This window comes from Streptococcus sp. 210928-DFI.4.42 (genome assembly GCF_020554365.1).
In the GTDB taxonomy this organism is placed as follows: domain Bacteria; phylum Bacillota; class Bacilli; order Lactobacillales; family Streptococcaceae; genus Streptococcus; species Streptococcus parasanguinis_S.
This window is the reverse complement of record NZ_JAJCHF010000011.1, coordinates 57,600-69,327: the sequence shown is the minus strand read 5'-3', so window position 1 is coordinate 69,327 and position 11,728 is coordinate 57,600. Positions and strand designations below refer to the sequence as shown.

The following is an 11,728-nucleotide window of genomic DNA, read 5'->3' as shown; positions in this document are numbered from 1 at the left end:
ACGACGAAATCGAATTCTAACGAATTACCGATTTCTGTCCCACTCTCTTTTTTATTGTCATTTTTTCCAAAAAGGGGATGTCTGATCAAGCATTAATAATCCAGAGCATCTGAATGACCTTTTCCGTTTCCTACGAAATAACCAGTCTTGGCATTGATACTAAAGAGATAGGTTCCATCTGGTTTGAAGAGGTTGTAATAGCCATTACCGTTAATGATATTGACACGCTCTAAAATGTATTGATTGCCAGTGATATGTCCACGTTTACGAGCAATATTCAATACTTTTTCAAGGATCCCATCACCAAATACCCAAGCTGGGTTATTGACATCATTGATAGCTGCTTGGTTATATGGCACACGGCTCAGATTCCGCTGAAGTGGGACACCATCGCTTGGAAGACCGTATCCTGAATAACCTGGACTTGCCGTTCCTGCACCACCTGTAGCAGCACTGACAGCTGGGGCCGTAGGCGTTGTTGCTTGAGCTGGGGCTGGAGTTGCATTAGAAGTATCTGTACCTCCTGTTCCAGTCACTGGTGCCGGTGTCGCAACTTGTTGTGAACGTCCTTGCGCAACCGCCTCATTCAATAAGCTATCTAATTTTTCATTGCCTGTCTTTGTTTCTGCAAAGGTCGCATCACTTTTCGCTTTAGCAGTTGCATCAAGAACCCCATCTTTGATGACTGGAGAACTAAATTGAGAATTCACTTTTTGAATAGCAGAAACTTGCTTCACAAGGTCTTCATATTTTGTTTTAGCCGCATTATAATCACTGCTTCCTTCTAATTTGTCCAGCAGTTTCTTCAGATTTTCCAAGTCTCCGAATTTATCATTTTTAAGAGCACTTTTTGATTCATCTACAAAAAAGGCATCGTAGGCTTTGGTAAACTCTTCTAGTTTTTGAGCCTGTGTTTCACTGCTACTTGATTTAGAAGTAGAAGATGACTTGCTAGATGAAGACGATACAACTGTTGTACCACCAGATTTTCCACGACTGTGCATCCAGTTATAGGTTACAAAAATAGCCGAACCGACAATCGCTAAACCTAATGCAGAGTATAGAACTGCTTTGATTCGTTTACCCGCATTGCTTGGTATTTCCTCAGGAAGGTCCTCTGCTTCTACAACTGGTTCAGTTGGTGTGGGTCCAAATTTAATCTTAGCAGGTAATTCTGTTGAGATAGCATCCATTTCAGGCCTTTGTTCCAAGACTGTTTCCGTTACTTCCGGTGCCGCCACTGCTTCAGCTACTTCAGCAACTGTTTCTGAAGCTGCTAACTCTTCAGCTTTAGCCAATTCTTCTTTGGCCAAAATTTTTGTATCGTATTTTTCAGCTTCAATTTCTGCTCGGTGTTGTTTGATGTATTTGTCTAAGACATTATCACCTTCAGTTACACCTGCTTCGATTTCTTCTGCCTTTCGATTGGCCTGCCCAATCGTCATCTCTTTAGCATCTTCAAACTCTAAAATTGATTCTGTTTCTTGCTCTAATGGCTTTTTATCCTTCTCTGTCATAAAAATCCTTTCTATGCCTTAATCTGCCGTTTTACTCGTTCCCCAAAATATTGGTAGAGATCAACTTTTAGGGTTCCGTTATAAAGTTTTCGTTTTTTATCTGCTTTACTACCGAATTTAGATTCAAAACCTTCATCACTGGTTAAGATAAATTTACTCCAGGTTTTGAGAGGTGCAAATACGTGCCCCATTTCAGTATACAATTTCGTCACACCCTCATCATCGGATAAGCGTTCTCCATATGGAGGGTTGGAGATAATCACCCCGTTGATCTTATCTGAGTGAAGATCTTGGACTCGCATCTGTTTGAAAGTAATGTCACTGCTAACGCCCGCTTTCTGGGCATTTTCTTTGGCAATCTCAACCATCCGTGCATCGATATCGGTTCCCATAATATCCAATTCGATCTCGCGATTGATTTTTCTGCTTGCTTCTTGACGGACTTCATGAATCAAGCGATCATCCATCCAGTTCCATTCTTCAAAAGAAAAGGTCCGACGTAAACCAGGTGCCATATTTCTCGCAATCATCGCTGCCTCAATACAAAACGTTCCAGAACCACATGTCGGGTCAATCAAGGGTTTATCTGGATACCAGTTTGACAGCAGAAGAATTGCTGCTGCCATATTTTCCTTAATAGGGGCTCCCCCTTTTTCAGTCCGATAACCACGTTTGAAGAGGCTACTACCAGTGGTGTCAATCAAGACAGTGGCTTGGTCTTTAAGGATCGATACTTCGATCTTGAACTCTGCCCCATTTTCCATGAGAGGAACACCTTCTGGTCGGGCATAGTGTTTTTGTAACTTTTTAACCACTGCTTTTTTCGAAATGGCCTGAACGCTAGGTTCATTATGGAGTTTTGATTTGACACATTTAGCCTTAGAAATAGGAAAACGTGCTCCTAAAGGCAAATAATTTTCCCAATCCAAAGCAAAGACACCTTGAAAGAGTTCTTCAAAGGTTTTGGCTGGAAAAGTCCCAACCACAATTTTTACTCGATCAGCCGAGCGCAACCAGAGATTGGTCTCTATGATTGCTCGACGGTCTCCTTGAAATCGAACCCGTCCATTTTCAACCTGGCAATCGTAACCGAGATCGCGTAGTTCTCGACCAACAACAGCCTCTATGCCAGCAGCGGCCGTTGCAATCAATTCAAATTGTTTTTTCATCTTATTCCTATCACTTTAAAAAAGGAGGTTGAGATCTCTCTCCACCTCATCAACCTATATGCAATTTTCTATAAGCCATGTTTTGTTCCAGAAATGACTAGGTACCATTTCCTTCGATAATCATCTGTCTACTGTTTCCAGTCAGAATGCTATGTTCGTTTCCACGCATTCCATGCCCCGACCAAAGTTTGGGTTGCTAGCTTGAGGGGTTTACCGCGTTCCACTTTTTAGGTTTCCCTAAAAACTACGTCACTGTGGCACTTTCAGAGTTACTAGAGCTTATCCTTAGACTTAGCTCCTTCACTCGCCGTAACTTGAATACCAAGTCCCTAGGCTTATGGATTCACCTAGCACAAACACTACAGGCATCACAGCCTGTGCTAGCATGGACTTTCCTCATGAGAGGATTCTCTCACGCGATTATCCAAAAATTGCACAATCTATGGGATTACTAATCGCGATCTACGATCTGTTTCCCAAAAACTTCTTTTTCCAAACGATTGAGACGTTTGAGAATATCAAAGTTCGTCGCTGTTGTCACTTGCGGGAATTCTTGCGTAGCAGTGCTAGCAATCGGAGATGTTTGTGGTGTTTCCTGTGCTTTTTGGGCAAGTTCTTCACGAAGGCGGGCGTTTTCTTCACGCAATTCCTTCACCAAAGCAGCATAGGTTTCATAGTCTTTTATGACATCATCCAAAAATTCATTTACTTCATCTTTATTATAACCACGAACTTCTCGTTTGAAATCTTGATCAAAAATATCTTTCGCAGTAAAAATAATACTCGCCATTACTCTCTCCAATCTAGTTCATCATCTCAATTATATAAAAAAATGGTAAGAAAAATCAAGGTATAACACTTAGTTTTCGTAAAAATTTTCAGCAAGTTCATTTAAGTCATCAAAACTTAATTGTTTGACATAAAATGGTTCTTTTTCTACCATCATTTTGTAAAGATATTTTAAATTGGTTTCATTTTCTGGATCATAAAAAACATAAGCTCCATCCGCGTTATCTATCAAAAACTGATTGTATTCTTTTAGTTGACCCGGATTGCTATAGTGTGGATAGGCATATTTCACGAAATCCACCTGTTTGAAGCGTGCTAATAATTCCTGATTGCTTTCATTCCAATTTTCGCCAACATTCTCAAATAGGAAGATCGTCGCCATTTGAAAATCGTAATCTTTTTTTAATGCAAAGGCGACCTCTAGTACCCAAGCCTCAAATCCCAAATTACCAGAAAAGACCAGCCATTTCACTCCTTCTTCAAATAGACGACGAAGATCTCTTTCAATGGCTTTTTTGATAATGGTCAGTCGAGGGTCTTTATTGGAAAAGACTCCCACATCAAAACTCTTATAACCTGCAACAAGTATGGTATTCATTTTTTCCTCATTATTCTAATTTATGATATAATAGAGTGATGTAATTGTACCAATAAGGAGAACTATGGTCAACTATCCACATAAAGTAGCCAAAAAAACCTTGGTCTCTACACAAAGGAAACATCCAGTCGACTTTGCGAATCGTGGGATGACATTTGAAAAAATGATCAATGAAAGCAATCAATACTATCTTTCTCGAGGTCTAGCAGTCATCCATAAAAAACCAACACCGATTCAAATCGTGAAAGTGGATTATCCACGTCGCAGTCGGGCAAAGATTGTTGAAGCCTATTTCAGGCAAGCCTCAACGACGGACTATTCTGGAGTATACAAGGGACGCTATATCGATTTTGAAGCGAAGGAAACACAGCAAAAGCAATCCATGCCGATGAAAAATTTTCATCAACATCAAATCGATCATATGGAGGCAGTTGTTCAGCAAGGCGGTATCTGTTTCGTTCTCTTGCATTTTGCAAAGTTGAGTGAAACCTACTTACTTCCTGCTCCTGCATTAATTCACTATTACAACATCGATCATGGTAGTAAATCCATGCCCCTCTCCTATATTCAGGAGCACGGCTTTCTAGTAGATAAGAATCGTCTTCCAAGCGTTCCTTATCTTGATATTATCGAACAGAAACTTCTAGGCGGTATTTAAATGAATAAACAAACAGTCATTCAATGGTTGAAATATGTTGCCATCGCAGCCATTTCATTTTTCTTACTTTTATTTGTCCTCGGTGGACTGATATTTAGTTACTATGCTATGAAAGCACCAACCTTGTCTGAAAAAGATTTGGTTGCAACAACATCTAGTAAGATCTATGACAACCAAAATAACTTGATCGCGGATTTGGGAGCTGAGAAACGAATCAATGTCACAGCCAATGAAATCCCTACTGATTTGGTCAATGCTATCGTTGCGATTGAAGACCACCGTTTCTTCAATCACCGTGGGGTCGACATCATTCGGATCGGCGGTTCCTTCCTTCACAACTTACGAGGAGGAAGTCAAGGTGGGTCAACCTTGACGCAACAATTGATCAAGTTAACCTATTTCTCCACTTCAGCCTCTGACCGTACCCTCTCTCGTAAGATCCAAGAAGCTTGGTTAGCAACCCAACTAGAAAAGAAAGCAACCAAACAAGAAATCTTGACCTATTACGTCAATAAAGTATTTATGGCGAATGGGAACTACGGAATGCAGACAGCTGCGAAAAGTTATTACGGAAAAGATCTAAAAGATCTTTCGCTCCCTCAATTGGCACTCCTTGCGGGGATGCCCCAAGCACCAAACCAATACGATCCATACTCCCATCCTGAAGCAGCGCAACAGCGCCGAAACTTAGTATTAAAAGAAATGCTCGATATGAAGACCATTTCTAACAAACAATACGAAGCAGCGGTCAATACACCTGTTACAGATGGTCTGCAAAGTCTCAGTTCTTCAAGCAGTTACCCAGCCTATATGGATAATTACCTAAAAGAAGTGATCGAGCAAGTCGAAGAAGAAACGGGCTACAATTTGTTGACAACCGGAATGGATGTCTATACAAACGTGGATACAGAAGCTCAAAAGAAACTATGGGATATCTACAATACAGATGAATATGTCAATTACCCGGATGATGAAATGCAAGTAGCTTCTACCGTTATTGATGTCAATACTGGTAAAGTCATTGCTCAGCTGGGTTCTCGTCACCAATCCAGCAATGTTTCCTTTGGTACAAACCAAGCGGTTGAAACGAACCGTGACTGGGGTTCAACAATGAAACCAATCACAGATTACGCACCAGCTCTTGAACATGAGGAATATACCTCTACAGCAGCTACTACAACAGATGCGCCATACAACTTCCCTCATTCATCAACGCCTGTCTACAACTGGGACCGTTCATACTATGGTAGCATGTCCATTACCTACGCAATTCAACAATCTCGTAACGTGCCTGCGGTGAAGGCCCTGGAAAAAGTTGGTCTTAAACAAGCTAAGAAATTCCTCAATGGATTAGGGATCGATTACCCAGAAATGGTTTACGCCAACGCTATCTCGAGTAACACTAGCGATTCTAGCAACAAATACGGAGCCAGCAGTGAGAAAATGGCAGCTGCCTATGCTGCTTTTGCCAATGGCGGTACCTATTACAAACCATCCTATGTTAGTCGGGTTGTCTTTAGTGATGGCACAACCAAGGAATTTGAGTCCGAAGGAACTCGTGCAATGAAAGCAACAACTGCCTACATGATGACAGATATGATGAAGACAGTTCTCTTGTCTGGTACCGGTACAAATGCTGCCATTTCGGGAATCTACCAAGCTGGTAAGACAGGTACATCAAACTATGCTGATAACGAAATCGGTAAATTGACAAAAAATGCTTATTCAAATATTGTAACACCGGATGAATTGTTTGTAGGCTACACTCCTGAATATGCCATGGCAGTATGGACAGGTTATTCCAATCGCTTTACACCAGTATTGGATAATGGAATACAGGTCGCAACGGATGTCTACCGTCAAATGATGCTCTATCTTGCTAATAATAATAACTCTGGTCATACGGATTGGACGCAACCAAGTGGACTGTATCGAAGTGGTTCTTATCTCTACTTAAACAATGGTAAGAACAACTACAATAACTACTACTATGAGCCAAGTTATTCCACTGATCAGTATTCGTATGAAGAACCATCGTCTAGCTCTTCGAACGAAGAAAATCAATCTAAACCATCTGAGCCTTCTTCGCAAGACTCTAACAATCATAACGAATAATAGAATGGAGAAGTCGGGCTTTTGCCCGGCTTTTTTTAAAACAATGGTTAAAAAACCAGAACGAATAAAATCTGATTTATTTAGTTAGACTTCCCAGCTTTTTTATTTTTGAGTATATAAAAAAAAGAGCCTTTCGGCTCTTTTCTGTATCATTATTTTGCCAAAGCTCCCATTGGATCCCACGGTGCTAGGACAATTGGTTCTGCTTCATAGGCTGCTAATTCGTCTGCTGTTAGGAATTCTTTACGAACCACGATTTGGTAGGTATATTCATCCATCCAAGCATCAGAAGCCACAAAGTAACCATCTGTACCGACCTTGTCTCCCCATGAATTTTCAACCTTCCATTTACGAGACTGACCTGCTTCGTCTAAATCAACCCCTGTCAAGACCATAGCATGTGTCATGAGACTTTCTGCATAGTCCAAGCGACCCGCCTTGTCTTGTGTCAAATGAATGTCCATGCCTGCTTCAAAATCGTAGACATCTGTTGCCAGGATTCCGGCTTTACGGTTGCTGACTTGGCCTACATCTGAACCAAACCAGACAGTTTCTCCTGCTTTCATTTGAGCAATGGCTAATTCTTTCAATCGATCCATTGGAACATTTAGGTAGCGGACTGGACGGCTACCAACCACATTGCCCAGCATATCTACGGTGTAAGATTTTCCATATGGCTTGTCTGTAGTTGGGGCATTGATAATAGAGACGTAATCGTCTAATTGAAGGTCTACATATTTTTTGTAGAAGCTTTGTGGAGTTAACCCACTTTCGCTATGGAATTGGTTGTCCTTATCACGGTATGAAAAGTCAAATTCACGCGGAGGCAATCCTAAAGACATAGCCAAGAAGTTAAAGATTTCTTGCAACAAGGCTTGTTTCTTGCTCGCAACTGCCTCACTATCTGCGCCTGAGTGAATCAAATCACGCAAGATTTGCGCATCTTGACGCAAGAGTTTATTGAGGTAGGTGTTCAATTCCCGGCTATTGCTTGAAGAAATCGATTCTGGATAAACTGATTTTGGAACCACTCCGTATTTCTCAAAGAGGGATACCACCATATCCCATTGACCGCCATCTTGTTGTGGAGTTTGTAGGAGAAAAGCCACCTTACGGCTGGTCAACTCTTGGTCCGCTGTAGCAATCACTTGCTCCAAAAACCAGTTTGATTTTTCATACTTATCCCAAAAGAAAGTATGTGCTTGAGACAATTCAAAATCCTCCAATTGGAAGCTTGAAATCATCTTGTGACGGAAGGTATTTAAAGCCGCAAACATCCAACAACGTCCAGATGCTTTTTGGTTTGTCACCTTATCCTTGGTCAAATCAAGTGAAAAAACTGGTGTATTTTCTACTGCACTCTTGCGCGTTTCAAGCGATGCATGGATCCCATTGTGGGTAACAGCATTTTCAAGAGCCGCATATTTCACATTTGCTTCATAATTAGCATAGAGCTGGTCTGTAAATTCTTTCGTTAATTCTGACATAGCAATCTCCTTTTTTCGTTATTTACTATTATAATCCTTTGAGCAGAATCTTCAAGTAAAAATCACCCTATAGAGAGGGATTCTGTATAGAATAGATGATTTTATCCCCACAATATCCTTTGCGTTGAATGGCATGAGGGATGGTTTCTACATACTGCATTCCTGCCTTTTCCATGACTTTCCCTGAAGCAGGATTTAAACTGACATAAGTGGCTTTGATTTCTTTAAATCCGACTTTGTTCAATAAGAATTCCAAAACAGCTATGACGGCTTCTGTCATGAATCCCTGCCCCCAGAATTTCTTGCCAAGGATATAACCTAGCTCGCATGATTGACTTTCCTGGTCTTGAGAAACCACACTAATATCTCCAATTACCTGATCCGGTAATGTTTTCAAACAGATCGCCCATTTATAAGTATCTGGTTTACGATACTGTTCGATCCATCTTTTGATCGATTCTCTGGTTCTCTCAGAAGATGCATGGGCATCCCAGGTGACATATTTCAGGGTTTCAGGATCAGAAGCCCAATTTTCAAACATCGCTGGTGCATCCTCCAAAACGAAAGGCCTCATGTATAAACGCTCTGTCTCTATGACAAGACTTCAAAGATGATTCATAGATTGTCTCCCTTCATTTTTTTTTATGCAACTTGAACTTTGCAAGTTGGTTATTTTAATCTAGAAGAAAAGGACGGATGAAACCGCCCTTCTTTTTGATGCTTTTCACAATATTGTCTGGTGAGACTACGAAATCGAACTCTACGAATTACCGATTTCTGTCTAGTATTAATAGAAAAATTCTATTTGTATCCACCTCATCCATGAGCTTTTCAATGATACATTGACGCAGTAGCTGGCTGATTTGAACGGAGCTCTTTGAGCACCTTTCAAATCTAGACAGCCTTGCGGGGGTGAGACTACGAAATCGAACTCTACGAGTTACCGATTTCTTCCTCGTTCTCCTATTTTAAGACTCGGGCTAAAAAGGTCCACTGGACCTTTTTACTCCCAAAAATGATCAAATACTGTGATTGGCAAGTGGCGTTTGTGTTGGCCTTTGTACCACCATTTTTCAATAGTGGCTTGAGCTTCTGGGCTCACTTGTTTGCCTTCTAGGTAATCATCGATTTCATTATAGGTGACACCCAGCGCTACTTCATCTGCTATTCCTGGTTTTTCTTCTTCCAAATCTGCTGTTGGGATTTTCTCATAAAGAGCAGGATCGGCTCCTAAAGCCTTAAGCAATTGTTTTCCTTGGCGTTTATTCAAACGGAAAAGGGGCAAAATATCTGCACCACCATCTCCAAATTTTGTGAAGAAACCAGTAATATTTTCTGCAGCATGATCCGTCCCAATCACCGCTCCGCTACGTGCTCCAGCTAGAGCATACTGAGCAATCATGCGACTGCGAGCCTTAATATTGCCTTTGTTAAAATCAGAAACCTCTGTTCCAGTCGCTTCTACTGCTCGTACCATTTCGTCAGCAGACTCCTTGATATTCACAACCAGGCTAACATCCGGCTGGATAAAGGCCAATGCTTTTTGTGCATCTGCTTCATCTGCCTGTACCCCATAAGGAAGACGAACGGCAATAAATTGATAGGAGGCATCTCCTGTTTCTGCGCGCATTTCTTCCATGGCCAATTGAGCTAATCGTCCAGCAAGAGTTGAATCTTGCCCTCCTGAGATCCCTAATACAAATGTTTTCAAGAAGGGATGTTTTTTTAGATATCTTTTTAAGAAATCAACCGAGCGGCGAATCTCTTCCTGAGGATCAATGCTAGGCTTGACACCCAATTGTTGGATAATCTCTTCTTGCAAACTCATTTTGCTTCTCCTTCTCCATTGGCCTTGTTACGCATTTCCTCGATCAGGTCCATCTTATCCTGCCAAATATCTTTGGCCAAGTCAACTGGGTAATGCTGTGGATTGAGGACGCGCTTGTATTCATCCCATAATTGATCGTAATTTTTACGAGCATATTCTTGAATTTCTGATAATGTTGGCAGTTGATAAACCAATTGACCCTCTTTAAAAATATCCACTAAAAGAGGAATCGCCTCAAAGTTTCGGACTGTTTTATTAATGTAGGTATAAGTTGGATGGAACATTTTAAGTTCTGTCAGATGTGAAACATCTACTCCATCATAAGTGATGTAGTCCCCTTCTGACTTACCTTTTTCACGGCTCGTAATCCGCCAGACTTGCTTTTTACCTGGAGTAGAAACTTTCTCTGCATTATTGGAAAGCTTAATGGTATTGATCATCTCTCCTGCTTCGTTTTCAACAGAGACAATTTTGTATACCGCTCCAAGCGCTGGTTGATCGTAAGCTGTAATTAACTTGGTTCCTACACCCCAAACATCAATTTTTGCTTTTTGCATTTTTAAGTTGAGGATGGTATTTTCATCCAAGTCATTAGAAGCGTAGATTTTAGCATTTGTAAACCCAGCCTCATCTAATTGCTGGCGAACCTTTTTAGAAATATAGGCAATATCTCCTGAGTCAATCCGGACGCCTAGGAAATTGATCTTATCTCCCATTTCACGCGCTACCTGAATAGCTGCTGGTACCCCAATACGAAGAGTATCATAGGTATCGACGAGGAAGACACAATCTTTATGGGTTTCCGCATAAGCCTTAAAGGCCTGGTAATCATTTCCATATACCTGTACAAGAGAATGGGCATGGGTTCCTAAAACCGGGATTCCAAAGAGTTTTCCTGCACGAACATTACTAGTCCCATTGGCACCTCCAATGACTGCTGCACGAGTTCCCCAAATGGCAGCATCCATTTCTTGCGCACGACGTGTTCCAAATTCCATCAAAGGTTCATCTTCAATGACTGAACGAATACGAGCAGCTTTTGTGGCTATCAAGGTCTGAAAGTTGACGATATTCAAAAGGGCTGTTTCCACCAATTGACACTGAGCTAGAGGGCCCTCTACCTGAACAATTGGTTCATTCGCAAAGACTAAGTCTCCTTCTTGAGCCGAGCGTACCGTCAATTCCAACTTGAGATCACGGAGATATTCCAAGAAGTCCCCATGATAACCAAGTGACTCTAAATAGGCAATATCGCTCTCAGAAAAACTCAAGTTTTCCAAGTATTTCACAATTCTCTCTAAGCCAGCAAATACTGCGTAGCCGTTTTTAAAAGGCTGTTGACGAAAATACACTTCAAATACGGCATGTTTATTGTGAATACCTTGATCAAAATAGACTTGCATCATGTTGATTTGGTATAAATCAGTATGCAAAGTTAAACTATCATCTGGATACATATGTATACCTCTTTTTTATTGATTTGTTCTATGAATTCCTACCATAAAATTAGTACCATTATAGCACATTTCAGCCCTATTGAATACTGAAAGGAAAGCATGAAAAAAAT

The 11,728-nt window shown here is 40.9% G+C and carries 10 protein-coding genes and 1 other RNA gene; 2 read left to right on the top strand and 9 right to left on the bottom strand.

What is annotated here, in order from left to right; all coding sequences use genetic code 11:
- Positions 1 to 92: 92 nt before the first annotated feature.
- The 5 genes from LIZ08_RS05810 to LIZ08_RS05790 form a co-directional block, all read right to left on the bottom strand.
- Entirely contained in the window at positions 93 to 1,517 is a 1,425-nt protein-coding gene (locus tag LIZ08_RS05810) for a cell division site-positioning protein MapZ family protein (protein ID WP_227038459.1), read from the bottom strand.
- 11 nt (positions 1,518 to 1,528) lie between these two features.
- A complete protein-coding gene (locus LIZ08_RS05805) occupies positions 1,529 to 2,686 on the bottom strand; it encodes a THUMP domain-containing class I SAM-dependent RNA methyltransferase (protein WP_049473358.1) in 1,158 nt (385 codons plus the stop codon).
- A gap of 66 nt (positions 2,687 to 2,752) precedes the next feature.
- Positions 2,753 to 3,118: RNase P RNA component class B (gene rnpB / locus LIZ08_RS05800), an RNA gene on the bottom strand.
- A 19-nt stretch (positions 3,119 to 3,137) separates the two neighbouring features.
- Positions 3,138 to 3,476, bottom strand: coding sequence for a cell division regulator GpsB (gpsB, locus tag LIZ08_RS05795; protein ID WP_049490965.1), 339 nt, complete (start codon positions 3,474 to 3,476; stop codon positions 3,138 to 3,140).
- Between the two features lie 69 nt (positions 3,477 to 3,545).
- Complete coding sequence (locus tag LIZ08_RS05790) at positions 3,546 to 4,073, bottom strand: DUF1273 domain-containing protein (protein ID WP_023920293.1); 528 nt, start codon at positions 4,071 to 4,073, stop codon at positions 3,546 to 3,548.
- Positions 4,074 to 4,137: 64 nt separating this feature from the next.
- Here LIZ08_RS05790 and recU point away from each other — a divergent pair, with 64 nt between their 5' ends.
- Both recU and pbp1a read left to right on the top strand, forming a co-directional pair.
- The gene (gene recU / locus LIZ08_RS05785; protein WP_003010355.1) at positions 4,138 to 4,731 is read left to right on the top strand and encodes a Holliday junction resolvase RecU; all 594 of its coding nucleotides are present in this window, start codon (positions 4,138 to 4,140) and stop codon (positions 4,729 to 4,731) included.
- Positions 4,732 to 6,846: a penicillin-binding protein PBP1A gene (gene pbp1a, locus LIZ08_RS05780; RefSeq protein ID WP_021154545.1), complete on the top strand. Its 2,115-nt coding sequence runs from the start codon at positions 4,732 to 4,734 to the stop codon at positions 6,844 to 6,846. It begins immediately after the preceding gene.
- A 152-nt stretch (positions 6,847 to 6,998) separates the two neighbouring features.
- Here pbp1a and pepC read toward each other — a convergent pair whose 3' ends face one another.
- The 4 genes from pepC to LIZ08_RS05760 form a co-directional block, all read right to left on the bottom strand.
- The gene (gene pepC, locus LIZ08_RS05775) at positions 6,999 to 8,333 is read right to left on the bottom strand and encodes an aminopeptidase C (RefSeq protein ID WP_070659665.1); all 1,335 of its coding nucleotides are present in this window, start codon (positions 8,331 to 8,333) and stop codon (positions 6,999 to 7,001) included.
- Between the two features lie 67 nt (positions 8,334 to 8,400).
- Positions 8,401 to 8,907: a GNAT family N-acetyltransferase gene (locus LIZ08_RS05770; RefSeq protein WP_227038458.1), complete on the bottom strand. Its 507-nt coding sequence runs from the start codon at positions 8,905 to 8,907 to the stop codon at positions 8,401 to 8,403.
- A 429-nt stretch (positions 8,908 to 9,336) separates the two neighbouring features.
- Positions 9,337 to 10,161 carry an ammonia-dependent NAD(+) synthetase gene (gene nadE / locus LIZ08_RS05765; RefSeq protein ID WP_003010362.1) on the bottom strand — a complete coding sequence of 275 codons (825 nt, stop codon included), beginning with the start codon at positions 10,159 to 10,161 and terminating at the stop codon, positions 9,337 to 9,339.
- Positions 10,158 to 11,618 carry a nicotinate phosphoribosyltransferase gene (locus tag LIZ08_RS05760; protein WP_227038457.1) on the bottom strand — a complete coding sequence of 487 codons (1,461 nt, stop codon included), beginning with the start codon at positions 11,616 to 11,618 and terminating at the stop codon, positions 10,158 to 10,160. The genes nadE and LIZ08_RS05760 overlap by 4 nt, the downstream gene beginning before the upstream one ends.
- Positions 11,619 to 11,728: the final 110 nt, after the last annotated feature.